Source organism: Poseidonocella sedimentorum (genome assembly GCF_900116005.1).
In the GTDB taxonomy this organism is placed as follows: Bacteria; Pseudomonadota; Alphaproteobacteria; order Rhodobacterales; family Rhodobacteraceae; genus Poseidonocella; species Poseidonocella sedimentorum.
This window is the reverse complement of sequence record NZ_FOYI01000012.1, coordinates 49,819-75,732: the sequence shown is the minus strand read 5'-3', so window position 1 is coordinate 75,732 and position 25,914 is coordinate 49,819. Positions and strand designations below refer to the sequence as shown.

General features: G+C 66.7%; 23 protein-coding genes. 12 read left to right on the top strand and 11 right to left on the bottom strand.

Features of this window, described 5'->3' with window-relative positions:
* The first annotated feature begins 28 nt into the window (after positions 1-28).
* Together uvrA and BM353_RS14270 are read left to right on the top strand one after the other, a co-directional pair.
* Positions 29-2,887: an excinuclease ABC subunit UvrA gene (uvrA, locus tag BM353_RS14275; protein WP_092082030.1), complete on the top strand. Its 2,859-nt coding sequence runs from the start codon at positions 29-31 to the stop codon at positions 2,885-2,887.
* A 77-nt stretch (positions 2,888-2,964) separates the two neighbouring features.
* A complete protein-coding gene (locus BM353_RS14270) occupies positions 2,965-3,936 on the top strand; it encodes a glycosyltransferase family 2 protein (RefSeq protein WP_092082028.1) in 972 nt (323 codons plus the stop codon).
* Positions 3,937-3,966: 30 nt separating this feature from the next.
* Here BM353_RS14270 and BM353_RS14265 read toward each other — a convergent pair whose 3' ends face one another.
* A complete protein-coding gene (locus BM353_RS14265) occupies positions 3,967-5,106 on the bottom strand; it encodes a carboxylate-amine ligase (protein WP_092082026.1) in 1,140 nt (379 codons plus the stop codon).
* Between the two features lie 157 nt (positions 5,107-5,263).
* On the opposite strand from BM353_RS14265, the gene BM353_RS16985 reads away from it, so the two are divergent.
* Positions 5,264-5,407: a hypothetical protein gene (locus BM353_RS16985; RefSeq protein ID WP_177220562.1), complete on the top strand. Its 144-nt coding sequence runs from the start codon at positions 5,264-5,266 to the stop codon at positions 5,405-5,407.
* A 211-nt stretch (positions 5,408-5,618) separates the two neighbouring features.
* Here the strand turns inward: BM353_RS16985 and BM353_RS14260 are convergent, their stop codons facing one another.
* The 5 genes from BM353_RS14260 to BM353_RS16980 all read right to left on the bottom strand — a co-directional run bounded on the left by BM353_RS14260 (position 5,619) and on the right by BM353_RS16980 (position 10,501).
* A complete protein-coding gene (locus BM353_RS14260; protein ID WP_092082024.1) occupies positions 5,619-6,323 on the bottom strand; it encodes a VPLPA-CTERM sorting domain-containing protein in 705 nt (234 codons plus the stop codon).
* A gap of 102 nt (positions 6,324-6,425) precedes the next feature.
* Positions 6,426-7,733, bottom strand: a complete 1,308-nt coding sequence (locus BM353_RS14255; protein ID WP_092082022.1) for an HlyC/CorC family transporter — start codon at positions 7,731-7,733, stop codon at positions 6,426-6,428.
* 83 nt (positions 7,734-7,816) lie between these two features.
* The gene (locus BM353_RS14250; RefSeq protein WP_092082020.1) at positions 7,817-8,833 is read right to left on the bottom strand and encodes a site-specific tyrosine recombinase XerD; all 1,017 of its coding nucleotides are present in this window, start codon (positions 8,831-8,833) and stop codon (positions 7,817-7,819) included.
* A complete protein-coding gene (locus tag BM353_RS14245; RefSeq protein WP_092082018.1) occupies positions 8,830-10,362 on the bottom strand; it encodes a hypothetical protein in 1,533 nt (510 codons plus the stop codon). The genes BM353_RS14250 and BM353_RS14245 overlap by 4 nt, the downstream gene beginning before the upstream one ends.
* On the bottom strand, positions 10,352-10,501 hold the full coding sequence (locus tag BM353_RS16980; RefSeq protein WP_177220561.1) for a hypothetical protein: 150 nt from the start codon (positions 10,499-10,501) through the stop codon (positions 10,352-10,354). Before BM353_RS16980 ends, BM353_RS14245 begins: the two co-directional genes overlap by 11 nt.
* 115 nt (positions 10,502-10,616) lie before the next feature.
* Between BM353_RS16980 and BM353_RS14240 the strand changes: the two genes are divergently transcribed.
* Entirely contained in the window at positions 10,617-11,189 is a 573-nt protein-coding gene (locus BM353_RS14240; protein ID WP_281248129.1) for a shikimate kinase, read from the top strand.
* A complete protein-coding gene (aroB, locus tag BM353_RS14235; RefSeq protein ID WP_092082016.1) occupies positions 11,177-12,298 on the top strand; it encodes a 3-dehydroquinate synthase in 1,122 nt (373 codons plus the stop codon). The genes BM353_RS14240 and aroB overlap by 13 nt, the downstream gene beginning before the upstream one ends.
* 47 nt (positions 12,299-12,345) lie before the next feature.
* On the opposite strand, the gene BM353_RS14230 is transcribed toward aroB, so the two are convergent.
* Positions 12,346-12,660, bottom strand: coding sequence for a hypothetical protein (locus BM353_RS14230; RefSeq protein WP_092082014.1), 315 nt, complete (start codon positions 12,658-12,660; stop codon positions 12,346-12,348).
* 75 nt (positions 12,661-12,735) lie between these two features.
* Positions 12,736-13,284, bottom strand: a complete 549-nt coding sequence (gene ssb, locus BM353_RS14225) for a single-stranded DNA-binding protein (RefSeq protein WP_092082012.1) — start codon at positions 13,282-13,284, stop codon at positions 12,736-12,738.
* A 234-nt stretch (positions 13,285-13,518) separates the two neighbouring features.
* On the opposite strand from ssb, the gene BM353_RS14220 reads away from it, so the two are divergent.
* A complete protein-coding gene (locus BM353_RS14220) occupies positions 13,519-14,073 on the top strand; it encodes a lytic transglycosylase domain-containing protein (protein ID WP_245759663.1) in 555 nt (184 codons plus the stop codon).
* Positions 14,074-14,154: 81 nt separating this feature from the next.
* On the opposite strand, the gene BM353_RS14215 is transcribed toward BM353_RS14220, so the two are convergent.
* Positions 14,155-15,654, bottom strand: coding sequence for a CoA-acylating methylmalonate-semialdehyde dehydrogenase (locus BM353_RS14215; protein ID WP_092082008.1), 1,500 nt, complete (start codon positions 15,652-15,654; stop codon positions 14,155-14,157).
* A gap of 111 nt (positions 15,655-15,765) precedes the next feature.
* Here BM353_RS14215 and BM353_RS14210 point away from each other — a divergent pair, with 111 nt between their 5' ends.
* The 3 genes from BM353_RS14210 to coaD all read left to right on the top strand — a co-directional run bounded on the left by BM353_RS14210 (position 15,766) and on the right by coaD (position 17,790).
* A complete protein-coding gene (locus BM353_RS14210) occupies positions 15,766-16,656 on the top strand; it encodes a LysR family transcriptional regulator (RefSeq protein WP_092082006.1) in 891 nt (296 codons plus the stop codon).
* Positions 16,657-16,712: 56 nt separating this feature from the next.
* Entirely contained in the window at positions 16,713-17,147 is a 435-nt protein-coding gene (locus tag BM353_RS14205; RefSeq protein WP_092082004.1) for a CBS domain-containing protein, read from the top strand.
* Between the two features lie 151 nt (positions 17,148-17,298).
* Complete coding sequence (coaD, locus tag BM353_RS14200; protein ID WP_092082002.1) at positions 17,299-17,790, top strand: pantetheine-phosphate adenylyltransferase; 492 nt, start codon at positions 17,299-17,301, stop codon at positions 17,788-17,790.
* Positions 17,791-17,796: 6 nt separating this feature from the next.
* Here the strand turns inward: coaD and BM353_RS14195 are convergent, their stop codons facing one another.
* Positions 17,797-19,749, bottom strand: a complete 1,953-nt coding sequence (locus BM353_RS14195; protein WP_092082000.1) for an acyltransferase family protein — start codon at positions 19,747-19,749, stop codon at positions 17,797-17,799.
* A 99-nt stretch (positions 19,750-19,848) separates the two neighbouring features.
* The gene (locus tag BM353_RS14190; protein ID WP_092081998.1) at positions 19,849-20,535 is read right to left on the bottom strand and encodes a M48 family metallopeptidase; all 687 of its coding nucleotides are present in this window, start codon (positions 20,533-20,535) and stop codon (positions 19,849-19,851) included.
* 133 nt (positions 20,536-20,668) lie between these two features.
* Here BM353_RS14190 and guaB point away from each other — a divergent pair, with 133 nt between their 5' ends.
* The 3 genes from guaB to BM353_RS14175 are packed head-to-tail and all read left to right on the top strand — an operon-like array spanning position 20,669 to position 25,718.
* Entirely contained in the window at positions 20,669-22,123 is a 1,455-nt protein-coding gene (gene guaB, locus BM353_RS14185) for an IMP dehydrogenase (RefSeq protein ID WP_092081996.1), read from the top strand.
* Between the two features lie 9 nt (positions 22,124-22,132).
* A complete protein-coding gene (locus BM353_RS14180; RefSeq protein WP_092081994.1) occupies positions 22,133-23,299 on the top strand; it encodes an RsmB/NOP family class I SAM-dependent RNA methyltransferase in 1,167 nt (388 codons plus the stop codon).
* Between the two features lie 49 nt (positions 23,300-23,348).
* Entirely contained in the window at positions 23,349-25,718 is a 2,370-nt protein-coding gene (locus tag BM353_RS14175) for an ATP-binding protein (protein WP_425439423.1), read from the top strand.
* Positions 25,719-25,914 lie beyond the last annotated feature (196 nt).

Below are 25,914 nucleotides of genomic sequence, written 5' to 3'. Positions count from 1 at the left end.
GTCCTGTCCCGTTGACAGAAGGTGTCTCATGGCTGAGCAGAAGTTCATCGAAGTCCGCGGCGCGCGGGAACACAATCTCAAGGGGATCGACGTCGATATCCCGCGGGACCAGCTGGTGGTGATCACCGGGCTTTCGGGCTCGGGGAAATCCTCGCTCGCGTTCGATACGATCTATGCCGAAGGGCAGCGGCGCTACGTCGAATCGCTCTCGGCCTATGCGCGCCAATTCCTGGATATGATGGAAAAGCCCGATGTGGATCACATCGCGGGTCTGAGCCCGGCGATTTCCATCGAGCAAAAGACCACCTCCAAGAACCCGCGCTCGACCGTGGGCACCGTGACCGAGATCTACGACTACCTCCGCCTGCTTTTCGCCCGCGCGGGCACGCCCTATTCCCCCGCCACCGGCCTGCCGATCGAAGCGCAGCAGGTGCAGGACATGGTCGACCGGGTCATGGGGCTGGAAGAGGGGACGCGCGCCTTTCTTCTCGCGCCGATCGTGCGGGATCGGAAAGGGGAATATCGCAAGGAATTCATGGATCTGCGAAAGCAGGGCTTCCAACGGGTCAAGGTCGACGGGGCGTTTTACGAGCTCGACGAGCCGCCCACGCTGGACAAGAAGTTCCGCCATGACATCGACGTTGTGGTGGACCGGATCGTTGTGCGCGAGGGGATGGAAACGCGGCTGGCCGACAGTTTCCGCACCGCGCTCGACCTTGCCGACGGAATCGCCATTTTCGAGACCGCGCCGAAGGAAGGCGAGCCCGAGCGGATCACCTTCTCCGAGAATTTCGCCTGTCCGGTCAGCGGGTTCACTATTCCCGAGATCGAACCGCGGCTGTTTTCCTTCAACGCGCCCTTCGGAGCCTGCCCGGAATGCGACGGTCTCGGGGTTGAGCTGTTCTTCGATGAGCAACTTGTTGTCCCCGACGTGACGCTCGCGGTGGGCGATGGCGCCATCGCGCCGTGGCGCAAGGGGAAATCCCCCTATTTCACCCAGACAATCGATGCGATTTCAAAGCATTACGCGTTCGACAAGCGCGCGCGCTGGAAGGATTTGCCGGCCCCAGTCAAACAGGTGTTCCTCTATGGCTCCGGCGAGGAGGAGATCCAGTTCCGCTATGACGAAGGCGGCCGCGTTTACCAGATTTCGCGAACCTTCGAGGGCGTGATCCCCAACATGCAGCGGCGTTACCGCGAGACCGACAGCAACTGGGTCCGCGAGGAATTCGAGCGCTATCAGAACAACCGGTCCTGCGGGACCTGTGGCGGCTACCGGCTGCGCGAAGAGGCGCTTGCGGTGAAGATCGCGGACCTTCACGTCGGGCAAGTCGTTGAAATGTCTATCAAAGAGGCATTTGATTGGTGCGAAGAGGTGCCCGCGCGGCTCAGCAAGCAAAAGAACGAAATCGCCGGCGCGATCCTTAAGGAAATTCGCGAACGGCTCGGTTTTCTCAACAACGTCGGGCTCGAATACCTCACCCTGAGCCGCAACGCGGGCACGCTTTCGGGCGGGGAGAGCCAACGGATTCGGCTCGCTTCCCAGATCGGGAGCGGCCTGACGGGCGTGCTCTATGTCCTCGACGAGCCCTCCATCGGCCTGCATCAGCGCGACAACGATCGGCTTCTCACCACGCTGAAAAACCTGCGCGATCAAGGCAATACGGTGATCGTCGTCGAGCACGACGAGGAGGCGATCCGCGAGGCGGACTATGTCTTCGACATCGGCCCCGGCGCCGGGGTTCATGGCGGCCAGGTCGTCAGCCACGGAACGCCTGAGGCCATCACCGCCGATGCGGGATCGGTCACGGGGCAATACCTCTCCGGCGCGCGCGAGATCGCGGTGCCCGGCACACGGCGCACCGGAAACGGAAAGAAAATCAAGGTCGTAAAGGCGACGGGTAACAACCTAAAGAAGGTGACGGCCGAGTTTCCCCTGGGCAAATTCGTCTGTGTCTCAGGCGTGTCCGGCGGCGGAAAGTCGACGCTGACGATCGAGACGCTCTTCAAGACGGCCTCCATGCGGCTCAACGGCGCGCGCCAGACGCCGGCGCCGTGCGAGACGATCAAGGGGCTTGAACATCTGGACAAGGTGATCGACATCGATCAACGCCCCATCGGCCGGACGCCGCGTTCGAATCCAGCCACTTACACCGGGGCCTTCACCCCGATCCGCGACTGGTTCGCGGGCCTGCCCGAGGCCAAGGCGCGGGGCTACAAGCCGGGGCGGTTTTCGTTCAACGTCAAGGGCGGGCGCTGTGAGGCCTGCACCGGCGACGGCGTGATCAAGATCGAGATGCATTTCCTGCCGGACGTCTACGTCACTTGCGAGACCTGCGGGGGCAAGAGGTACAACCGTGAGACTTTGGAAATTACGTTCAAAGGCAAGAGCATAGCGGACGTTCTTGATATGACGGTTGAAGATGCTCAGGAGTTCTTCAAGGCCGTTCCATCGATCCGCGAGAAGATGGATGCGCTGATGCGCGTGGGGCTTGGGTATATCAAGGTGGGTCAGCAGGCGACGACGCTCTCGGGCGGCGAAGCGCAGCGGGTGAAGCTGTCGAAGGAGCTCAGCAAACGCTCGACGGGGCGGACGCTGTACATCCTTGATGAGCCGACCACGGGCCTGCATTTCGAGGACGTGCGCAAACTTCTCGAAGTGCTGCATGAGTTGGTGGATCAGGGCAACACGGTTGTGGTCATCGAACACAATCTCGACGTGATCAAGACCGCGGATTGGATCATCGATATCGGACCGGAAGGTGGCGATGGCGGGGGCGAAATCGTGGCCGTGGGCACGCCGGAAAAGGTGGCGCAGGAACCGCGCAGCCATACCGGTCGCTATCTTGGACCGATGCTCGAGGCGAAGTCGGTCGCGGCGGAGTAAGCCGCGCTTGCTCAGTTGACGCGATCCGCGCTTCTTGAGACAGGTGGGTTGGAGCGCGATTGGGTCAGGAGACGGGCATGGCGGAGCAGTTGAAACTCGGGGTCGGGGCGATTACCCGCCGCCGTCCGGTGATGTTCGCCGAAATGCTGGAGAGCTTCGAGGCGATGGCGCTTCCCGAGGGCATCGAGGTTGTCTTTCTCTTCGCCGAGAACGACGCCGCGCTGAGCATGCAGGAAATCGTCGACGAGTTTGCCGGGCGGACGGGCTATTCCGCCAAGCTTGAGCTGGAAACGCGGCCGGGCATCCCGATGGCGCGCAATCGTGTTCTCGATATGGCCCTCGCCGAGGGCTGCGATTTTCTCACCTTTGTCGATGACGACGAGTTGGTGCGGTCCGACTGGCTGGTGGAACTCTTCGGTGGACTGCAGGCGCGCGGGCTCGATCTTGCGGGGGGGCCGGTGCATTACACCGCCGCGAAGGGGGAGCTGGGCTTTTGGAACAAGGCCTGTCTCGAATATCTGTTGGAGCGCGGCAAGAAGCGCAACCGGCGCCGCGCTCGTATGGCCGTAGAGGGCACGGACTGGAAATTCCCGGTCTACACCAACAACTGGTGCGCGCGGCTGTCGACGGTCTCGGCGCTCGGCATCCGGTTCAACGAGGCTCTGCAATTCACGGGCGGGTCCGACACGCGCTTCTCGCTCGACATGGCGGCGGCGGGCGGCAAGGTCGGCTGGATCCCGAGCGCGATCGTCGAGGAGCCGACACCGCAGAGCCGGCTCAGGATCTCCTATCAATTCGCCCGGGCCCGCGATCAGGCTGCCAACAGCGTGCGGCTGCGCAAGGTCCCTTTGGGGCGCGTCGTGCCCTATGCGATCAGCCGCTATCTCGATGCGGTGGTCAATGTCATCGCGGCGCCGATCAAGGGGCGGAAATACCTCGTCAAGGCGGTCTACAAGGCCGGGATCGGGACCGGGCGGCTCAAGGGCTATTTCGGCAAGGAAAGCCAGCATTACGCGCCGGGGACCGAGAAGGTGCATACCGAGAATTGAGCGCGGCCCCTGCGCGGCAGGGGGCGGGGCTCAGAGATCGGCGTGATACTCCTCGATGAGGTGCGCGACGACGGCGCGCAGGGCGGGCTCGGCGGGGGGCTCGCCCGCGTCCGAGCCGCCGCTTTCTTCGGTGAGAACGGCGCGCTGGCGCTCGGCGCTGGTGCCTGAGGCGAGGATATCCTGCACCGCGGCGAGCTCATCGGTGCAGCCCAGAGCCGCGGCGTCCTCGCTCAGAAGGCCCACGAGTTCGCTCATCAGCTCCGGGAAAGGCTTGATCGCCGCCTCGCCGAAATCGATCAGTCCTTCGGTCGTGCCGTAGCGCTGCGCGCGCCAGCGGTTTTCGGCGATGAGGAAGGGATCATAGATCCGCCAGCGCTGGTTCCGGCGGCGCAGCCGCGTCAGCATCCGCATCAGGCATTGGTTGAGCGCGGCCAGCGTGAGCGCGTGTTCGAGCCGCGGCTGGACATCCATGATCCGGGTCTCCAGCGTCGGGAACCGGGCCGAGGGGCGCATGTCCCACCAGATCTTGGTGCTGTCCTCGATGCAGCCGAGATCAACCAGCGTATCGACCGAGCGCTGGTAGTCCGACCAGGCCGAGAACTGCGGCGGCAGGCCGGTGCGGGGCATGTTGTCGAAGACCGAAATGCGAAAACTCGCCATGCGTGTGTCCTGCCCTTGCCAGAAGGGGGAGGAGGCGGAGAGCGCCAGCAGGTGGGGCAGGAAATAGCTGGCTTGTCGCATCAGGTCGATACGCAGCGTGTCATCGCCGAGGCCCACATGGACATGCATCCCGCAGATGAGCAGCCGGTCGGCCACGCTGCCCATGCTCCGATGCAGCGCCTTGTAGCGCTCGCGGTCGGTGTGGCTTTGCTGCTTCCAATCGGCGAAGGGATGGCAGGAGGCGGCGATCGGGGCGAGCCCGTAGGCGGCGGCGGCCTTGGCCACCGTACTGCGCAGGCGTTTGAGATCCTCGCGTGCCTCGGTCACGTTGGCGCAGACGCGGGTGCCGATCTCGACCTGGCATTGCAGGAACTCGGGGCTGAACTGGCCCTCCAGCGCGGCCGAGCAATCGGCCATCAGCGCCTCGGGCGCCTCGGCCAGCGCCATGGTCTCGGTATCGACGAGAAGGTATTCTTCCTCGATGCCGATGGTGAAATCCGGATCACTCATGGGCGCCTCCCTTTGCGCCATTTCAGCCGATCACCCCGCCGGGAGACAAGGAAAATCTTGGGGGTGCCTGCAAACCGGGTTGGTGAGTTTCCATGTCTCGAGCGGCCCACTCCGAGAGCTTCGCGAACGCCGCAAGGCGGAGGTCGCGTCCTAAGCGGTGGCTGCAACCGGTCTTGTTGAGGTCGAAACCGAGCTGCTCGTGATCATCGAGGGCCTGACACAGGCATGGCCGCTGCGCGGTGATGAGGCCGTCGAGGCCGCCAAGCGATTGGCTCGCGCGCTCGGGGTCTCGTTCGGATAGCTCACTACATCGCATCGAACAGTTTTCTGCGTCTACGCAAAGCACCGCGGACGCGCGTGAAAAAGTCTTGGATATCGGTGATCATCCGCGCCTTTGGGGCATACCGGGCCTTTGCTCTTGCGGTCTTTGTCTCCGCGCGCGGGTGCATGGGCGAATGGGGGAAAGGGGCGCGGACGCCCGCTTTCCGGAGGTGAACCTGGGGGCCCGCGGCTCAGGCGCGCGCTTTGCGGCGCAGCGCCGCGAAGCCGCCGAGACCGGCCAGAAGGAGCGGCATGCCCGCCGGCAGCGGCACGGTGCTCGTCCCGCCCGAGCTGCTGGCGGGAATGAGCACGGAGGCGCCGCTGATGCCTGACAGGCCGATATCGCCCAGGATCACGCTGCCCCGGGTGAGTTCGATGTAGCCATAGTAGGTCTCTTCGGGGGCGCCGATAAAATAGAGGCCATCATCTGTCCCGTAGGTGCTGCTGGCTTGAATGCGAAAGCCGATGTAGGCGGTCGATCCGGGCGCTTTGAGGGGGCCTTTTTCGCTCAGAAAGGTGTCGTCATACAGTTTCCCAGATGAGCCGAATGTTGCCCCCGGTTCTCCCACGAGGTCACCAACCGAGAAGCCGGTCAGGAAATACTCGAGAGAAACCGCGTCTCGAAACCGGGCGATACTTGTCTGATAGAGCTTTCCGTCGGTTGCGTAGCTCCCCCCAGAGACGAGCGCGAAGGAGATGCCACCAAAGTAGCTCCCCGCAACGAAACGCAAATCGCTCTGCCCGTTCGCCAACACGTCAATGTGTTGCACCCCGTTCGTGATGGTGGTGCCGGAGTAGCCGGTGTTGATGTTCGGATTGGTGTCGACGACCACCGTGGCGGCGCTTGCGGCCTGACCGATCAACAGGGCGAAAACCGCCGCGACAAGGTGTTTCATGAATATCTCCCGAAAGCTTGAACGGAAATATATTCGAGATCGGGGCGGGACCTGTCAACGCATTTGGTTAACACAAGGTTAACGGCTGAGGGTGGCCTGCGCTCAGAGGGGGCGCATCTTGAGCCGGGTGATGCGGTTGTCCTTGCGCGCGAGCACCTCGAAGCGGAAGCCGTGGAAGGAAAAGACCTGGCCCGTGGTGGGGATGGTCTGGGCCTCGTGGATCACGAGCCCGGCGATGGTGTTGGCCTCGTCATCGGGGAGCGCCCAGTCGGTGGCGCGGTTGAGATCGCGGATCGTCATCGCCCCATCGACGATGAACGCGCCGTCCTCGGCGCGGCGAACCTGGCTGTCCTCATGGCGGTCGAACTCGTCGGTGATTTCGCCCACGATCTCTTCGAGGATGTCTTCGAGCGTGATGAGCCCCTGCAGCGCGCCGTATTCATCGACCACGAGGGCGAAATGCGTCCGGCGGCGGAGGAATTCGCGCATCTGGTCGTCGAGCGTGGTGGTCTCGGGGATGAAGTAGGGCTCCATCGCGACATTGGCGATGGCAAAGCTGCGCAGGCCCTCGGGCGTGGCGTCGGGGCCGAACATCATCGCGTGCATCGCGCGCAGCAGGTCCTTGGCGTGGATCAGACCGATGATGTTTTCGGGATCGTTGCGGAAGACGGGCAGGCGCGTGTGCGGGCTTTCGAGGCATTGGGCGAGGATCGCGGCGGGCTCGTCATCGGCGTTGATCATCTCGATCTGCGAGCGGTGGAGCATGATCTCCTCGACGAAGCGGTCCGAGAGGTCGAGCGCGCCGAGGATCCGGTCGCGGTCCTCCTTCTCCACCACGCCCTCCGAATGGCCCAGTTGCAGCGCGCCGGCGATCTCTTCGCGCACGGCGAGGAAATGGGCGTCCGGGTCGGTCTGGACGCCGAAGAGCCGCAACACCCCGCGCACCAGCCAGCGCACGGCCGTGACCACGGGCGCGAAGATGGTGACCACAAGGCCGATGGGACGCGCGACGATGGCGGCGGCGGTCTCGGCGTTGGTGATGGCGTAGGTCTTGGGCAGGACCTCGGCGAAGATCAGCACCAGCAGCGTCATCACCACCGTGGCCAGCGCCACGCCGCTTTCGCCGAAGAGGCGGGTGAAGAGGGCGGTCGCGAGGGAGGTCGCGAGGATGTTGACGAGGTTGTTGCCCAGCAGCACCGAGCCGATCAGGCGCTCGTTGTCCTCGGTGATCGCGAGCGCCTGCTGCGCGCCGCGCTGGCCCCGGTCGGCCTGGGCCCGGAGCTTGCCGCGCGAGGCGGCGGTCAGCGCGGTCTCGGAGCCCGAGAAGAACCCCGAACAGACCAGCAGGATGAGGATCGCCCCGCAGGTGATCCAGAAGGTCGCATCAATCAACGGTGTGGCCGCGTCCATCTGTCAAGCCTTTCAACTGTCCTTGCGCTCTTATGGGGGCGGCGGGCGGGGCAATCAAGCGGGCGCGCGGCTCTGCCCCGGGGCTACCTGCCCCCGGCGGGGGGCAGGGGGGCGGCGGCGAGCGGGTGATGCTCCTCGACAAGCTCCCTCAGGCGGCTCTCCAGCACATGGGTGTAGATCTCGGTGGTCGAGACATCGGCGTGGCCGAGCATGGTCTGGATCGCGCGCAGATCCGCGCCGCGGGCAAGGAGGTGGGTCGCGAATGCGTGGCGGAGGGTGTGGGGCGTTACCTTGGCGGCCGAGACGCCCCCGGCCACGGCCAGCTCCTTGATCAGCGCGTAGAAGCGGTGGCGTGTGAGGTGGCCGAGCGCGCCGCGCGAGGGAAACAGCCACGGGGTCAGCGCCGCGCCGCGCTCGCGCCGCGCCAGCTCCTCGGCGGCGTCACGGTGGGCAAGCCAGCGGGCCAGCGCTTCACGCGCGGGCGGCGAGAGCGGGACCATGCGTTCCTTGCCGCCCTTGCCCTTGATCAGCAGCATCACCGGGTTGCCCCGCGCGCTCGCGACGGGCAGCGAGACAAGCTCGGTGACCCGCATCCCCGTGGCATAGAGCAGCTCCATCAGGCAGGTGTTGCGCAGCCGGTCGCCCTCGGCGCGGGCGGTCCGGCGCGCGGCGTCGAGCAGCCGGTCGACCTCGTCTTCAGTGAGCGTCTTTGGCAGGCGCTTGTCGCGGCCGGGGCCACGGATCCGGATCGCGGGGTTGTCGGGGCGCAGCCCTTCCTCGAAGGCGAAACGGTAGAGTTGGCGGATCGAGGAGAGCCGCCGGGCGCGGGTCGCGCGGGCGAGCCCCTCGGCATCGCAGGCGATGAGATAGGCCTCGATATCCTCGCGGGTGATCGCGTCCAGCGCGGGGCCGGTCGGGCCGAGCCAGGCGATGAAATCGTCAAGATCGCGGCGGTAGGCCAGGAGGGTGTTGCGCGCCGCGCCGAGGTCGGCGGCTTGCGCGTCGAGAAACGCCTCGATCCAGCGGCGGGCTTCGGGGAGCGCTTCGGGGCGGGGCGCCTGCGCGTCTGCGCCCGATCCGGCCTCCGGGGGCCCGCTCATTCCGGCGCGCCCAGAAGCAGGAGTTGCAGGCCGGTGCGCCGCGCGGTGTCTTCGAGCCCGGCGGCGCGCAGGGTTGAAAGGCCGCTGCGGATCTGTGCCGGTGCGCTCTCGGGCCCGTCCGAGAGATCGGCCAGCGCGGCCAGCACCGCCTCGCCGAGCCGGCCTTCGGCGAGCATTTCGGCCCGGGCGGCGGGCGGCTCGAGGGTGAACCCGTCGCGGATCGCGGCCTCGCGCAGGGTCCGCGGCCGCGCGCTTCCCGGCTGGCCCTTGGCGAGCGCGATCAGCATCCCGTCGATGCGGCGCGAGACCCGGCGCGCGCGGGCGGCGGATTCGTAGGCGTCGGTGAGCAGCGCGAGATCGAAAGCGATATCTCCCGGCGTGCCCGAGAGGCCCATGGCCCAGACCTGCTGGCCGAACATCTCGGCCAGCGGTCCGGCGAGCCCGGCCGCCTGTGCCCGCGCCCAGGCCTCGGGCAGCGCGCCGGCCACCGCGGCCGCGTCGCGTGCGATGAGCGCCCGGTCGAGCGCCTGCACCGCTTCGGCCCGGTCCCAGATCCCGCCAGAGGCGGCCGGGCTGCGCTCGGTGAGGATCGCCAGAAGCCGGTTGCCGGGCAGCGCACCCGCCGCCGCAAGCCGTTCGGCGGCGGTGATCTGGGCCCGCCAGCCGCTCACCCCGCGCAGGTCCGAGACCGCATAGGTCAGCGGCAGGGCCTCCGTCGGCAACGGCTCGCCGAGGGATTCGTGGATCCGGAACCGCAGCGGGCTGATCTCGGCGGGCGGCGGCAGCGGGCCGGCCTCTTCGTAGAACTCAGGATGCAGGAACCGCTCCAGCAGGGCCTCATCAGCGGGCGGGATCCGGCCAAGGGCGCCGCCGGTCCCGAAGGCCAGCGCGGCGGCGGACCAATCGCCCCCCCGCGCAAGGCAGAAGATGCGCGCGGGCAGCGAGGGCGCGATGACGGTGGTCCCGTCGATGCGGGCGCAGGCGGTGTTTTCCGTCCCGATCAGCAGGGCGATGTCGAACGCGCGGGCGGTGAGCTCACTCGCGCGGATGTCGAGCCGGTCGAGCAGAGCGCCGGCCTCTTCCACCGCACCCACGCGCAGCAGCGCATCGATCCGCGCGGTCAGGAAGCGGGGTGTCGGGGAGGAGGCGCCAGAGGCGGATTTGGGCGGGCTTGCCTCGGCCAGAAGCAGATCGTGAAGCTGGTCCTGGAGCGCCGGAAGGCGCGGGGCGGGCAGGCGTGCGAGCGCCCGCACCAGCGCCTCGCCATCGCTGGCTGCCCAGAGCGAGGGCGGCAGGCCGGTCACGGAAAAGGGCAAAAGCCCGGTCAGGAGCGCCCCCTCCGCGCCAAGCGGCGCGACGTCCACGCCCGGGGTCTCGACCCGCAGCGCCACCTCCTCGGCCGCCCCCGTCAGGAGGCGCGCGGCCCCCGATGCGGCCTCCAGCGCGGGGACCGCGCCTGCGCAAAGCGCGATGAGCCCCGCGAGCCCGAGGGCCGCGCGGCTGCGGCCGGTGGGCGCGTCACTCGGCATTCAGCGTCACCGGGGCGCGAATCTCCATCTGTCGCGGCGAGAAATCGACGCCCAGAAGCGGGCCGAGATAGGCATAGCCCACCAGCGCCACGCCCGCGAGCACAAGGAGATAGAAGAGATATTTGATGAGCCGACCCATGATGTTCCGCCGCTGCCTGCCTGTTGTTTTTCCGCTTTTATATATGGTCTTTTCCCGGAGTTCACGCCATTCAGGACGGCAAAGACGAAAAAGGCAATGCTCCGCCCGTCGGGGCATCACTCGAGGGTCCCGGGGGAAGATGGCCTGCAGACTGGAAAAAACCGTGGTCATGGTGGGGATGATGGGGGCTGGCAAGAGCGCCATCGGCCGGGCGCTGGCCGAGCGGCTTGGAGTGCCCTTCCTCGATTCGGATGCCGAAATCGAACGCGCGGCGGCCATGTCCATCTCCGAGATTTTCGCCCGCGATGGCGAGAGCTTCTTTCGCCGGCGCGAGACCGAGGTGATCCGGCGGCTGCTTGAGGGCGCGCCTTGCGTGCTCTCGACCGGGGGCGGCGCGTTTCTGTCCGAGCGCAACCGGCGGCTCATCGCCGAGCGGGGCGTCTCGGTCTGGCTCGATGCGGATCTGGACCTGCTCTGGGCGCGGGTGCGCAACAAGGACACCCGCCCGCTGCTGCGCACCGACAACCCGCGCGAGACGCTCGCAACGCTGCAGGATCAGCGCGTTCCGTCTTATGCGGAGGCGACGCTGCGGGTCATGGCGGAAGAGGGGCTGAGCATCGAGGCAATGACGCAGCGGGTACTGGAAGCGATCCGGGCCCATGAGGGAGTGTTTACATGTCCGGCTTGACGATCGAGACCGTTCACGTGCCGCTTGGCGCGCGGGCATATGATGTGCGCATCGGGCCGGGGCTGATTGCCGCGGCGGGGCGCGAGATCGCGCCGATGCTCAAGCGTCCGCGGCTCGCGATCGTGACCGATGACAATGTCGCGGGCCGTCATCTCGAGGCGCTCCGCGACGGGCTCACCGCGGCGGGGATCGAGAGCGAGGCGCTGATCCTGCCCGCGGGCGAGAGCACGAAAGCCTGGCCCGAGTTCACCCGCACGGTCGAATGGCTGCTCGAGCAGCGCGTTGAGCGGGGTGATCTGGTGGTCGCGCTCGGCGGCGGGGTGATCGGGGATCTCGTGGGGTTTGCCGCGGCGGTGCTCCGGCGCGGGGTCGGCTTTGTCCAGATCCCGACGAGTCTGCTGGCGCAGGTCGACAGCTCGGTGGGCGGCAAGACCGGGATCAACGCGCCGCAGGGCAAGAACCTCATCGGCGCTTTCCACCAGCCCGCGCTGGTGCTGGCCGACATCGGCGCGCTCGAAACCCTGACCGAGCGCGATTTCCTCGCAGGCTACGGCGAGGTGGTGAAATACGGGCTTCTGGGCGATGCGGCGTTTTTCGAATGGCTGGAGGTCAACGGGCCGGCGATGCGTGCGGGCGATGCGGCGGCGCGCGCCCGCGCGGTGCGCCGCTCGGTCGAGATGAAGGCCGAGATCGTCGTGCGCGACGAGACCGAACAGGGGGATCGCGCGCTGCTCAACCTTGGCCATACCTTCTGCCATGCGCTGGAGGCCGCGACGGGCTATTCCGACCGGCTGCTCCATGGCGAGGGCGTGGCGGTGGGCTGCGCGTTGGCCTATGAGCTGTCGTCGCGGCTGGGGCTTTGCTCACAGGAGGAGCCGAGCCGCGTGCGCGCGCACCTGCGCGAGATGGGCATGAAAACCGACATCGCCGATATTCCCGGCGCTCTGCCTGATGCAGAGGCGCTGCTCGGCCTTATGGGGCAGGACAAGAAGGTCGTGGCCGGAACGCTGCACTTCGTGCTGGCGCGTGGGATCGGGGAGGCTTTTGTGACATCGGACGTGCCGCGTGACGCTGTTCTGGATCTTCTGCGCGACGCTCTCACGAATTAATATATTACTGATATCAATATGATCAGGACTGTTCTTAAGGTATTACCTTAAGACCATTTCCGCTTCCAACCCAGCCCCACGAGCCACAGGACCGCGCCGTAAGCGAGCGTGCAGAGCACTTCCTGCACCGGCCCGCCGACGATCTCGAGCTTCTTGACCGGAAAGCTGGCGAAGAAGGCCAGCCCGACGAGGAGCCCCGCCGACCAGTTCGGGCTTGGCACCTTGTGGATCGCCAGCGGGGCGAGCATCAGCGCGAGGATGCCGAAGAGCAGCGAGGCCGGATAGAGCCGAAGCCCGAGCGCGACCGAGGCGAAGGGCACCAGAACGATGACGGCGGCGATTATGATCCCGATCCTGTTCATGGCGATCCTTGAGATATGGCGCGGGGGGTGGGGCGCCCCGGGGCGCGCGCTGGCGCCGGCCGGGGCCTTGAGGGATCAGAACGGGATTTCGTCGTCCAGATCGGAGTTGGAGCCGCCGCCGCCACCACGGCTGCCGCCACTGCTCGGGGCGCTGCCGCCCTGATCGCCGAAGCGGTCATCGCCATAGCCGCCGCCCGCGTCCGAGCCGCCGTAGCCGCCGCCGCTACCGCCATAACCGCCCCCGGAGCCGCCGCCCGACCCGCCGCCTTCGCCGCGCCCGTCAAGCAGCGTCAACTCGCCGCGATAGGGCCGCAGGACGACCTCGGTGGAATAGCGATCCTGGCCGGACTGGTCCTGCCATTTGCGGGTCTCGAGCTGGCCTTCGAGATAGACCTTGGAGCCCTTGCGCAAATACTGCTCGGCGATGCGGGCGAGCGGTTCGGAAAAGATCGCCACCGAATGCCATTCGGTGCGCTCGCGCCGCTCGCCGGTGTTGCGATCCTTCCAGTTTTCGGATGTGGCGATGCGCAGGTTGCACACCTTGCCGCCGTTCTGAAAGGTGCGCACCTCGGGGTCGCGCCCCAGGTTGCCTACCAAAATGACCTTGTTGACCGAGCCTGCCATGATGCTCCTTTCGAATCTGTCTGGCGTGTTTCCGCTCAGGTTACACAGCCCGCCGGGGCGATACCATGCGCGGGATGTGGAAATTCCGCGACGGACGGGTATAGTGCCGCGAGCGCGCGGGGGACCGGGAGAACCGCGAGCGCGCAGAGCCACGAAACTATGGACGGGGGCAGGATGTCGGGACAATGGCGCGCAGGATGCCGGACTTTGGGGGCAGGGGTGGTATTGGGGGCAATGCTGCTCCTACCCGGGGCGGGGGCGGCGGATCTGCTCTCGACCAAGAACCGCCAGATGCTGTTTCGCTCGCAGACGGACATTCTCGATAACCGGGCGGCCTCGCAATATGCCAACTCGGTGCGGCTGCAGCCGCCGTCGGTCTATACGCCCTCGCTCAATGGGGCGACGCCGGCCTATACGGGGCGCTATCGCGGGATCTACCTGTCGGTCGCGCGGGATGCGGCGCGGCGCCACGGAATCCCCGAGGACCTCTATTTGCGGCTGATCCAGCAGGAATCGGGGTGGAACCCCACGGCGAAGTCGCACAAGGGGGCGCTCGGGTTGGCCCAGCTCATGCCCGGAACGGCGCGCTACCTGCGGGTGAACGCGGCTGTGCCGGAGGAAAACCTCGAGGGCGGGGCGCGCTATCTGGCCGAGCAATACCGCGAGTTCCGCACCTGGCGGCTGGCCCTTGCGGCCTATAACGCGGGGCCGCAGGCGGTGAAGAAATACGGCGACGTGCCACCCTATCGCGAAACGCAGGATTACGTGCGCAAGATCCTCGGGCGGTAAGCCGGGCGGGCCAATGCCAAACGGGCCGGTGCAGATGCGCCGGCCCGTTTGCGTTTGATGTCTCTGCGCGCGGGCGCGCGGTCAGTCCATCTGCTTGAAGTGGAACTCGCCGCCGTCCTTGATGCCCGAGAACCAGCGCTCGGTCACGGTCTTGGTGCGGGTGTAGAACCGGAACGCGTCGGGGCCGTATTGGTTGAGATCGCCGAAGGCCGATTTCTTCCAGCCGCCGAAGCTGAAGTAGGAGAGCGGCACCGGGATCGGGAAGTTGATCCCGACCATGCCCACGTTGACGCGGCTGGCGAAATCGCGCGCGGTGTCGCCGTCGGCGGTGTAGATCGCGGTGCCGTTGCCGTAGGGGTTGTCCATGGTGAGCTTGAGCGCGTCCTCGTAGCTTGCGGCGCGGACCTGGGTCAGGACCGGGCCGAAGATCTCCTCGCGGTAGATTTCCATGTCCGGCGTGACGCGGTCAAACATCGACGGGCCGATGAAGAACCCCTTCTCGTAGCCCTGCAGGCTGAAATCGCGGCCGTCGACCACCAGATCGGCGCCCTCGGACACGCCGCTGTCGATGAGCCCGCGAATGCGCGTCTCGGCGGCTTTGGTGATGACGGGGCCGTAGTCCACGTCCGCGCCGGCGGTGTAGGGGCCGACCTTCAGCTTTTCGATGCGCGGCACCAGTCGTTCGATCAGCGCATCGGCCGTTTTCTCACCAACGGGAACCGCCACGGAGATCGCCATGCAGCGTTCGCCAGCCGCGCCGAAACCCGCGCCCACCAGCGCGTCGGCCGCCTTGTCGAGATCTGCGTCGGGCATGATGATCATGTGGTTCTTGGCGCCGCCGAAACATTGCGCGCGCTTGCCGTTCGCGGCCGCCCGGCCATAGATATACTGCGCGATCGGGGTGGAGCCGACGAAGCCCACGGCCTGGATTGTCTCGTTGTCGAGCAGCGCGTCCACCGCTTCCTTGTCGCCGTTGACGACCTGGAGCACACCGTCCGGCAGACCCGCTTCCTGCAGCAGTTCGGCCAGGCGCAGTGCGGTCGAGGGACAGCGCTCGGAGGGCTTGAGGATCATCGCGTTGCCGCAGGCGAGGGCAGGCGCCATCTTCCACAGCGGGATCATCGCGGGGAAGTTGAAGGGCGTGATGCCGGCCACGACGCCGAGGGGCTGGCGCATGGAATACAGGTCAATGCCCGGGCCGCCGCCGTTCATGTACTCGCCCTTGAGCTGGCTCGGCGCGCCCATGCAGACCTCGACGACTTCCAGCCCACGCTGCACGTCGCCGCGCGCATCGGGCAGGGTCTTGCCGTGCTCACGGCTAACCAGCTCAGCCAGCTCGTCCATGTGCTCGTTGATCAGCGCGCCGAATTTCATCATGACGCGGGCGCGGCGCTGCGGGTTGGTCGCGCCCCAGCCGACCTGGGCCTCCGCGGCGCGCGCGATCACGGCGTCGATCTCGGCCTTGGAGGCCAGCGGCACGCGGGCCTGAACCTCGCCGGTGGCGGGGTTGAACACCTCGGCATAGCGCTCGGGGCTGCCTGCGTCGCGGGCGCCGTCGATGAAATGGGTCAGATCTTGCATAGGGGTCCTCCTGGGGCCGGGTTTTCTCGGTTGGGCGCACCCTAGTCTTGCATTTCTTTCGGTTAAAGAGGAAATATCCCAAAGAGGTTTTGCAAAAATGCAAGAGGGGCGATGCGCAACTGGGATGACATGAAAGCTTTCCTCGCGGTGGCGCGGGCCGAGAGCCTGTCGGCGGCAGGCAAATCGCTCCGGGTCGATCCGGCGACGGTGGGGCGGCGGATTTCCCGGCTGGAGGCGGAGATGGCGGTGCCGCTCTTTGCCAAGTCGCCCCAGGGCTATGCGCTCACCATCGCCGGCCAGCGGCTGCAAGCCCATGCAGAACGGGTCGAGCAGGCGATGCAGGACGGGGTCGAGGCGGTGAGCGGCGATCCCAACCGGCTGACCGGGCTGATCCGGCTCGGCGCGCCCGACGGATGCGCCAACTTCCTGCTGCCGCAGGTCTGCGCCGCGATCATGGATGACAACCCCGACCTGGAGATCCAGATCATCGCCCTGCCGCGCGATTTCAACCTGACCCGGCGCGAGGCGGATCTGGCCATCGCCGTCTCGGCCCCCACCGCCGGGCGGCTCGCTGTCCAGAAGATCACCGACTATCACCTCGTGCTCGGCGCGAGTCGCGACTACCTCGCGCGCCACGGGCCGATCACGGCGCTGGAGGATCTCGCGGGGCACCGGATGGTCGGCTACATCCCCGACATGATCTTCGACAAGGAGCTCGACTATCTGTCGGAGTTCGGGATCGACCGCGTCGGCCTCGCCTCCAACTCGGTCAGCGTCCAGATGAACTGGGTCCGGCAGGGCTGCGGGCTTGGGGTGCTGCATGATTTCGCGCTGCCCTTCGCGCCCGAGGTCGTCCCGGTCCTGCCAGACCGGAGGATCCGCCGGAGCTATTACCTGCTGCGCCATGTGGATGATCTGCGGCTCGAACGGCTGGGGCGTTTTGCCTCCGCGCTGAGCGAGGGGCTGCGCCGGGAGGTGACGCTGCGGGAAGGGAATTCTTGACAGGGCCCGGCCCACCGGCGAGGCTTCAGGCACAAGGGTTGGGAGGAGTACGATTAATGTTGGTCCATCAAATTCTGAAATCCAAGGGCGATGACGGGGTCGTCACCGTGGAGCCCGGAACGCTGGTTTCGGACGCCGCGACGATCCTCGCCGAGCGCCGCATCGGGACGGTGGTCATTTCCACCGATGGCACCCGCGCGGAGGGGATCCTGTCGGAGCGCGACATCGTCCGGGCGCTGGCGGCGCGCGGCGCGGTCTGTCTGGGTTGGTCCGTCGACGAGATGATGACGCGCGATCTGCAGACCTGCGCGCGCGACGATCTGGCCGATGCGATCCTCGCGCGCATGACGGAGGGGCGGTTCCGCCACATGCCGGTGGTCGAGGGCGGCCAGCTTGTAGGGCTGATCACCCTGGGCGACGTGGTCAAGGCGCGGCTCTCGGAGCTGGCCATGGAAAAAGACGCGCTTCAAGGGATGATCATGGGCTTCTGATCCCCGGAGGCGACGGGGGCATCCGGGACGCTGGGCAACGCCGCACCGGCAGCTTGCGGCTTTCGCTTGCATTTCTCCGGGCAATAATGTTGCGTGCGCGCGACGAAACCGATGCTGCGCGCGCGCGGCGAGACGAAAGCGGAGACGCGCCATGCGCATTGGGCTCTATCCCGGCACATTCGACCCGGTCACGCTTGGCCATATCGACATCATCGAGCGCGCCTGCGCCTTGGTGGACCGGCTGGTGATCGGCGTGGCGATCAACCGCGACAAGGCGCCGCTGTTTACACTTGAAGAGCGCGTTGTGATGATCGAGACGATCTGCAGCGACCTCGGCGCGCGCACCGGTACCGAGATCGTCGTGCATCCGTTCGAGAACCTGCTGATCGACTGTGCCCGCGATGTGGGCGCGCAGATGATCATTCGCGGCCTGCGGGCCGTGGCGGATTTCGAATACGAATACCAGATGGTTGGCATGAACCGCGTGCTCGACAGCTCGGTCGAGACGGTGTTCCTCATGGCCGAGGCCAAGCATCAGGCGATCGCGTCCAAGCTGGTCAAGGAAATCGCCCGGCTCGGCGGGGACGTCTCCCATTTCGTCACGCCCGAGGTACACGCGCGACTCAAGGAACGTCTCGGCTAGGGCCGGTTACCGCAGCGCCTCGCGCAGGGCCGGCCAGCTCTCCAGCATCAGATCCGTGACATATTGCCCGCCTTCCGGCGACCAGTGATAGAAATCGTTGATCACGAACTGGCCCTCGGGGGTGATCACCGGGCAATCCGGGGTGCAGAGCGTCTCCATCGTGGAGTGATAGTCCACCGCGCTGCTCGCGAAAGCTGCGCGCATGGCGGCATCCAGATCGCGGAGCTTGGCGTGTTCGAGCTTGGCATAGGCTTTGACCACTGCCCCGCGCGTGCCTTCCCGCGCGACCATCACCTCGATTTCTGGATGAAACTCGGGCCGCGGGCCCCAGAGCAGGACCGGGATGCCGAGCCCTGCGATCCGGTCGAGATGGGATCTGAGATGGTCGAACGCGCCGGGGGGCAGGGGGCGCTCTTCGAGCGGGGCCGATTTCGCGCCGTCGAGCGCCGTGCTGCCCCTTTGGGAATAGATCACGGCACGGATATTCGCGGCGTTCTCGGGAAGCCAGGTTTCCGATTTCCCGACCACGATGCTGCAGTGGTTGTGGGCGTTATAGGGGCGGCTGAAGGCGCAGCCCGCGCCGGTCATCTGGACGATGTTGAGATCGGGGAAGCGGGTCTCGAGCGCGAAATAAATGTCGGCTGCGTGGCTGTCGCCCATGACCACGATCATCTCGCGCCGTTCGGGCGGCAGGCAGAGATCGTCGTTGGTGTCGTAGAATTCGGCCGGGACATCGGCCTTCACGTGGCAATCACGGCGGCGGATGCCGATCCCGCGCGCCGCATCGCCTTTCGCGATTTCGCTCAGCAGTGCAGTGGTCTGTGCATTCATGCGACCGGGGATGCCATCCTGTGCGATGATCGCGCCGCTGGTGGCGGTCAGGGCGAAGACGAGTGCGAGGGCGCCGCCCGTCAATTGCCGCCCACTCACCCGGAACGCGCCATCGCCGCGGGTCCGGCGAAATGGCGTCTCGATCAGATGATAGAGCAGCGCGCCGAGGGCGAGCGACACGACCGCGAGAATGATGATCTCGTCGCGGTGGTCAGGCGCGCCGAAGCGGTAGGAGAGGAACACCACGACAGGCCAGTGGACGAGATAGAGCGAATAGCTGATGCGGCCGATGTAGCGGAAGGGCTGACGCGCCAGCAGGCGATTGGCGAGCGCGCCGGGACCGGCGAGGATGATCAGCCCCGAGCCCAGGCAGGGCAGGAGCGCGGCAAGGCCGGGAAAGCGCATGTCTTCGGAGAAGGTCACGCTCGTGACGGCGATGAGCGCGAGGCCAAGGAGGGAGGCAAGGCTTGCCGCCGGCCCGGGCCGCAGGGTCCGGCCATGGACAGCGAGGCCCGCGCCGATACCGAACTCGGCGAGCCGGAACATCGGCAGGAAGAAGGCCCCGGCAGGATCGCGCTCCAGCATCAGCTCCGCCGCCAGAAGGCTCGTGAGCCCCACCGCGGCTAGCACCAAAAGGCCCCGCGCCCCGAGCCGTCCGGCAGGGGCAAGCAGCAAAAGCGCGGCGGGCCAGATCAGGTAGAATTGCTCCTCGACGGCGAGCGACCAGGTGTGGAGCAGCGGCTTGAGGATCGCGTCGGTATCGAAGTAGCCCGACTGGAGCCAGAAGAGCACATTCGAAAGCGAGAAGATCGCGGCGATGCTGGACCAGGCCAGGGCCGCGAAGAGATCGGGCGTGAAGAGCAGGTAGCCGAAAATGAGCGTGACCGCGAGCGTCACCAGCAGCGCGGGGCCGAGACGGCGCAGGCGGCGCATGTAGAAATTTCGGAACGAAAACCGCCCCGCCGCGAGGTCGCGCAGCACGATCGTCGTGATCAGGTAGCCGGAGATGACGAAGAAGATATCGACCCCGATGAAGCCGCCGGAAAGCTGATGCAGCCCGATGTGGAACAGGACGATCACGCCCACCGCGATGGCGCGCAGCCCGTCGATATCCGCTCTGTATGTCATGCGTTGTCGCCCCGGTGCCGAAGGTTTTGGGATGGGCTAGCGGTCCGCGCCGGTCAGGACAAGGGTTTTTGGCAGGGTCAGCCCGTCGCCGGACGTGCGTCAATCCACCTGCCAGCGGGCCTCGCGCGCTTCGATCGCGGCGATGCGTTCGGCGGTCTTGGGGTGGCTCATGAGCCAGGCCGGGGTGACGCCGGCGCGCTGGGCGGTCAGGGCGTCGAGCTTGAGGAAGAGGTCTTTCTGCGGCCCGGTGCCGATCCCGGCCTTGGTCAGCAGCGCCGAGGCGTATTCGTCGGCCTCGTACTCATCGCCGCGCGAGAGGCGCGCCGCCAGCATCGAGGTGACCATATTGGCGACCCAGGCCCCGATGATCGGCACGAAGCGCGCCAGCACCATCGCGAGCGCCGTGCGCAGCGCGTTCTGGCCCGAGAAGTCGATCATCCGCCGCCGGGTGTGGCCGAGCGCCACGTGGCCGAGCTCATGGGCGATCACCGAGGACAGTTCCTCGGCCGTGACCTCGCCGCTTTGGTATTTGCGATAAAAGCCGCGGGTGATGAAGATCCGCCCGTCGGGCGCCGCGAGCCCGTTCACGGGATCGATCTCGTAGATATGGACGCGGATGCGCGGCAGCTCCAGCGCCGCGGCCATCCGATCGGTCAGCCGCCGCAGTACCGGATCGGCCAGCTCGGTCGATTTCGCATCGAGCTCGCGCCGGGTGCGCCAGGCGGAGAAATGATAGAGCGCGAACCCGTAGAGCAGGGCGAGCAGAAGGGGCGTGAACTTCAGCATGGGCAACATATGAGGCGCGCGGCGCCGGGGGCAAGGGCGGGGCGGGCCGGGCCACGCGGAATGGCCCTTTTCCCCGGCGGGCATCCATGCAATAGGGAAGCGCCAAACGAACCCCTCCCAGGAGAGATGCCCAATGGAGATTCGCGAGGCCCTCACATTCGACGACGTGCTCTTGGTGCCCGCCGCTTCCAGCGTTCTGCCCTCGACGGCGGACACGCGCACGCGGGTCACCAAGAGCATCGATCTCAACATCCCGCTGCTGTCGAGCGCGATGGACACGGTCACCGAGGCGCGCATGGCCATCACCATGGCGCAGGCGGGCGGTATGGGGGTCGTGCACCGCAACCTCACGGTCGATGAGCAGGCGGATGCGATCCGGCGGGTCAAGCGGTTCGAGAGCGGGATCGTCTACAACCCGATCACCCTCACGCCGGACCAGACGCTGGCCGATGCCAAGGCCCTGCAGGCGCGCTATAACGTGACCGGGTTTCCGGTGGTTGACGAGGCAGGCCGCGTGGTCGGGATCGTGACCAACCGCGACATGCGCTTTGCCGATCGCGACGACACGCCCGTCCGGGTCATGATGACCTCGAACAATCTTGCCATGCTGGCCGAGCCGGCCGAGCTCGAAGAGGCCAAGTCGTTGATGAAGGCGCGGCGGATCGAGAAGCTTCTGGTGACTGACGGGGCCGGCAAGCTGACCGGGCTGCTCACGCTGAAGGACACCGAACAGGCCGTGCTCAACCCCACCGCCTGCAAGGACCGGCTGGGCCGGTTGCGGGTCGCGGCGGCCTCGACCGTGGGCGATGCCGGGTTCGAGCGCTCCGAGGCGCTGGTTGACGCCGGGGTCGACATGATCGTGATCGACACGGCCCACGGCCATTCCGAGGCGGTGGCCATCGCGGTCGAACGGGCCAAGGCGCTCTCCAACGAGGTGCAGGTCGTCGCGGGCAACGTCGCCACGGGCGAGGCGACCCGGGCGCTGATCGGGGCGGGCGCGGATGCGGTCAAGGTCGGCATCGGGCCGGGCTCGATCTGCACCACGCGCATGGTCGCGGGCGTGGGCGTGCCCCAGCTCACCGCGATCATGGATTGCGCCGCTGCTGCCGCCGAAACCGACACGCCCGTGATCGCCGATGGCGGGATCAAGTTCTCCGGCGATTTCGCCAAGGCCATCGCCGCCGGGGCCTCCTGCGCCATGGTCGGCTCGATGATCGCCGGCACCGACGAGAGCCCGGGCGAGGTCATCCTCTATCAGGGCCGGTCGTTCAAATCCTATCGCGGCATGGGAAGCTTGGGCGCGATGGCGCGCGGCTCGGCGGATCGCTATTTCCAGAAGGACGCGGCCTCCGACAAGCTCGTCCCCGAAGGCATCGAGGGGCAGGTCCCCTACAAGGGCTCGGCCGGCGCCGTCATCCACCAGCTCGTCGGCGGATTGCGCGCGGCCATGGGCTATACCGGCTGTGCGACGGTCGACGAGATGCGGCGCAACTGCCAATTCGTCAAGATCACCGGCGCGGGCCTCAAGGAGAGCCATGTGCATGACGTGCAGATCACCCGTGAATCGCCCAACTACCGGCTCGGCTGAGCGCGCGCGATGACGCCCGCGGCGCGGATTGCGGCAGCGGCGGAGATCCTCGACGGGATCCTCGCGGGCAGCGCGGCGGAAAAGGCCCTCACGGGCTGGGCGCGGCGCAGCCGGTTTGCCGGGTCCGGTGATCGGGCGGCGATCCGCGATCATGTTTTCGACGCAGTGCGCAACCGCCGCAGCTTTGCCCATCTGGGCGGGGTCGAGACGGGGCGCGGGCTGATGATCGGGCTTTGCCGCGCGGGCGGGCTGCCGTTGGACGAGCTGTTCACCGGGCAAGGCCACGCGCCCGCGCCACTGACCGAGGCCGAGCGGAGCTTCGAGGCCGGGCCGATGCCCGAGGCCGATGCGGCCAACCTCCCCGATTGGCTCATCGCGCCGATGCGCGAGTCGCTTGGCGCGGAGTTTGACGAGATCACCCGGATCCTGGCCACGCGCGCGCCGGTCTTCCTGCGGGTCAATGCCCGTGCCGCGACGCGCGAGGCGGCGATTGCCGCGCTGGCGGAAGAGGGGATCGAGACCCGCGCGGCGACCCTGTCGCCCACCGCGCTCGAGGTCCTTGCCGGGGCGCGACGGGTGGCGCGCAGCGCGGCGTTTCAAAGCGGGCTTGTGGAATTGCAGGACGCGGCTTCGCAGGCGGTTTGCGATCTGGTCCCGATGGCCGAGGGCGCGCGCGTTCTGGACTATTGCGCCGGAGGCGGCGGCAAGGCGCTCGCGCTCGCGGCGCGCAGCGAGGCCCGCGTTTTCGCCCATGACGCCGATCCCGGCCGCATGTCCGACCTGCCGGCCCGAGCCGAGCGCGCGGGAGTGACGATCACCCAGCTGGCGCCCGGCGCCTGCGCCGAGGCGGGCCGGTTCGAGACCGTGCTGTGCGATGTGCCCTGTTCGGGCAGCGGGGCCTGGCGCCGCGCGCCGGAGGGGAAATGGCGGCTCACGCCCGACATGCTGACGTCGCTCCGCGCCGCGCAATCGGCGATCCTCGACGAGACCGCGCCGCTCGTCGCGCCCGGTGGGCGGCTCGTCTATGCCACCTGCTCGGTGCTGGAGGCCGAGAACGACGCGCAGATCGACGCGGTCCTCGCACGCCACCCCGACGTCAGCTGCGAGCTGCGCAAACGCTTCCTGCCGGGACCGGACGGTGACGGATTCTACATCGCGGTGCTTCGAAAATCCTAAGTATTTGCGGGTGCTTACGCGAGGGCATGAAAAAATTAACCGCCTGTTAATGACGTTGCGGACTTATTCGCCTACAACGAGAGTTAAAGGTGGAGCTTCCGTGACGGATTTGTCAGCAAACAAGGACTCTGATGGCGCGGTGACGCGATCGGGATTGCTGTTCACAGCGGGGGTTCTGGGGGTTGTGGTCGCGCTGCTGCTCATGGCCAGCGGGTTTTCGGCGGAGCTTCTCTACCTCGCACTGCTGACCGTCGGGCTCTCGGTGATCTCTATCACGCTCTTTCATAACAAGACCTTACGGCGCCTTCTGGGTGGTCGGAGCCGGATGGCCGATGTGGCCGACACGCTGCTGCGCAAGGATCCGGTCTTCGGGCTTTTCGCCGACGACGGCGGGCGCGTGCTCTACCTCAACGATGCGGCGCGGACCCTCGTGCGCCCCGAAGCGCGCGGCTCGGTCGCCAGCGCGCTGCAACCCTTCGTTGCGGATCCCGCCCCGCTTGTGGCGCGGCTGACCGCGCAACTTGCTGCGAGCGATCACGCATTCGAAGATGTGGTGACCCGGCGCGGGCTGGTGCGGATCTCGGTCCATGCCAGCAAGGACCAGACCACGATCTGGCGCGTCCAGCGCCAGAGCACCACCGGCGGCGACTCGCCCTTCGACAGCACCAGCCTGCCGATGCTGACCTCCGATCGCAAAGGCACGGTGCTCTATCTCAACGAGCCGATGCAGCGCCTGATTGGCGACCAGATCAAAAACTTTGACTCGCTCTTTACCCGGGCCCAGCCCGTCTCAGGCGCGATGAACCAGGTCCAGACCAAGGACGGGTCGCAGGACGTCTTCGTGGTCGCCTACGAGCGCGGCGACGGGCGGCGCGATGTCTTTTTCATGCCCGGCGTGGCGCTTGCATCGCAAAACGACTGGAGCTCCTTTGACAGCCTTCCGGTTCCGCTCTTGAAGATCGCCACCGATGGTGAGGTGTTGCAGGCCAACCGGCTCGCCAAGGATCAGCTCGAGAACGAGATCGCGCCCGGAACACGGCTCGGTGCGCTGGTGCAGGGGCTGGGGCGGCCGATCAAGGATTGGCTGCGCGAGGTCTCCGAGGAGCGCGCGACCTCGGTCACCGAATTCCTCAAGGTCACGGGCGGCAAGAAAGAGCGCTACATGCAGGTCACCCTCAACCGGGTGATCGAGCAGGGCGCGCCGGTGATCATCGCGGTGCTGCATGACGCGACCGAGCTCAAGACGCTGGAGGCGCAGTTCGTCCAGAGCCAGAAGATGCAGGCCATCGGCCAGCTCGCTGGCGGCGTCGCGCATGATTTCAACAACCTGCTGACGGCGATCTCCGGCCATTGCGATCTGTTGCTGCTGCGCCATGACGAGGGCGACCCGGATTTCAGCGATCTGGTCCAGATCAACCAGAATACCAATCGCGCGGCCGCGCTGGTGGGCCAGCTTCTGGCCTTCTCGCGCAAGCAGACGCTCAGCCCCGAGCTGCTCGATCTGCGCGACACGCTGTCGGATCTGACCCATCTGCTCAACCGGCTGGTGGGCGAGCGCATCGCGCTGCGGCTGCTGCATGATCCGGTGCTCAAGCCGATCCGCGCGGACAAGCGCCAGCTTGAACAGGTGCTCATGAACCTCGTGGTGAACGCGCGCGATGCGATGCCCGACGGCGGCGAGATCCTTGTCGAGACCGAGGTCGTCACGCTGAAAAAGCCGCTCCACCGGGACCGGGCCGTGCTGCCCGCCGGGGAGTATGTTGTGGTCAAGGTCGCTGATGAGGGCATCGGCATTCCGGCCGACAAGCAGCAAAAGGTGTTCGAGCCTTTCTATACCTCCAAGCGGACGGGCGAGGGGACGGGGCTCGGGCTCTCGACGGCTTACGGCATCGTCAAGCAGACCGGCGGTTATATCTTCCTCGACAGCGTTGTTGCCGTGGGCACGCGCTTCACCCTCTATTTCCCCGCGGCGAGCCCCGCCTCACCCGCCGAGATGGAGAAGAAGGTCCCCACGATCCCCTCCAAGCTGCCGGTCAGCCAGGCCGAGGGCGTTGTCCTTCTGGTAGAGGACGAGGCGCCGGTGCGGGCCTTTGCCTCGCGCGCGCTCAAGCTCCGGGGCTACACGGTGCACGAGGCGGCCTCTGCGGAGGAGGCGCTGGAGAAGCTCGAGGACAAGACGCTCGACGTCGATATCTTCGTTACCGACGTGATCATGCCGGGGATGGACGGTCCGACCTGGGTCGCGCAGGCGTTGGAGACGCGTCCCGACGTCAAGGTGATCTTCATGTCTGGCTATGCCGAGGATGCGTTTTCGGATGAGAAGAAACAGGTCGAGGGCTCGGTCTTCCTGCCCAAGCCTTTCTCGCTGAGCGATCTGACGACCACCGTGCAGAACCAGCTTCAGGGCGAGGACGCGTAAAGCCGATTGACCCCGCTTCGGGGATCGGGATGGCGTGGCGCGAAAACGACCGTGCCCGCACCTGAAACCAGGCACGGGCACGGGGGACAATTCCACTCGTTGGTCATGGCGTTCGGAGGGACACCGAACGCGCGAAACATGGTGGCCGACTGCGCGGCCTGTCTAAAATCGAAACTTTACGCTTGCTTGCACTGTC

Coding starts and splice junctions, on each gene's coding strand:
- BM353_RS14220 (WP_245759663.1), top strand. CDS start 13,519: ATGCTGCTCCTACCCGGGGCGGGGGCGGCGGATCTGCTCTCGACCAAG.
- BM353_RS14250 (WP_092082020.1), bottom strand. CDS start 8,833: ATGAGCGGGCCCCCGGAGGCCGGATCGGGCGCAGACGCGCAGGCGCCC.
- BM353_RS14195 (WP_092082000.1), bottom strand. CDS start 19,749: ATGACATACAGAGCGGATATCGACGGGCTGCGCGCCATCGCGGTGGGC.
- BM353_RS14255 (WP_092082022.1), bottom strand. CDS start 7,733: ATGGACGCGGCCACACCGTTGATTGATGCGACCTTCTGGATCACCTGC.
- guaB (WP_092081996.1), top strand. CDS start 20,669: ATGGAGATTCGCGAGGCCCTCACATTCGACGACGTGCTCTTGGTGCCC.
- uvrA (WP_092082030.1), top strand. CDS start 29: ATGGCTGAGCAGAAGTTCATCGAAGTCCGCGGCGCGCGGGAACACAAT.
- BM353_RS14190 (WP_092081998.1), bottom strand. CDS start 20,535: ATGCTGAAGTTCACGCCCCTTCTGCTCGCCCTGCTCTACGGGTTCGCG.
- BM353_RS14215 (WP_092082008.1), bottom strand. CDS start 15,654: ATGCAAGATCTGACCCATTTCATCGACGGCGCCCGCGACGCAGGCAGC.
- BM353_RS14210 (WP_092082006.1), top strand. CDS start 15,766: ATGCGCAACTGGGATGACATGAAAGCTTTCCTCGCGGTGGCGCGGGCC.
- BM353_RS14230 (WP_092082014.1), bottom strand. CDS start 12,660: ATGAACAGGATCGGGATCATAATCGCCGCCGTCATCGTTCTGGTGCCC.
- aroB (WP_092082016.1), top strand. CDS start 11,177: ATGTCCGGCTTGACGATCGAGACCGTTCACGTGCCGCTTGGCGCGCGG.
- BM353_RS14245 (WP_092082018.1), bottom strand. CDS start 10,362: ATGCCGAGTGACGCGCCCACCGGCCGCAGCCGCGCGGCCCTCGGGCTC.
- BM353_RS14205 (WP_092082004.1), top strand. CDS start 16,713: ATGTTGGTCCATCAAATTCTGAAATCCAAGGGCGATGACGGGGTCGTC.
- BM353_RS14180 (WP_092081994.1), top strand. CDS start 22,133: ATGACGCCCGCGGCGCGGATTGCGGCAGCGGCGGAGATCCTCGACGGG.
- BM353_RS14175 (WP_425439423.1), top strand. CDS start 23,349: ATGACGTTGCGGACTTATTCGCCTACAACGAGAGTTAAAGGTGGAGCT.
- coaD (WP_092082002.1), top strand. CDS start 17,299: ATGCGCATTGGGCTCTATCCCGGCACATTCGACCCGGTCACGCTTGGC.
- BM353_RS14260 (WP_092082024.1), bottom strand. CDS start 6,323: ATGAAACACCTTGTCGCGGCGGTTTTCGCCCTGTTGATCGGTCAGGCC.
- ssb (WP_092082012.1), bottom strand. CDS start 13,284: ATGGCAGGCTCGGTCAACAAGGTCATTTTGGTAGGCAACCTGGGGCGC.
- BM353_RS16980 (WP_177220561.1), bottom strand. CDS start 10,501: ATGGGTCGGCTCATCAAATATCTCTTCTATCTCCTTGTGCTCGCGGGC.
- BM353_RS14265 (WP_092082026.1), bottom strand. CDS start 5,106: ATGAGTGATCCGGATTTCACCATCGGCATCGAGGAAGAATACCTTCTC.
- BM353_RS14270 (WP_092082028.1), top strand. CDS start 2,965: ATGGCGGAGCAGTTGAAACTCGGGGTCGGGGCGATTACCCGCCGCCGT.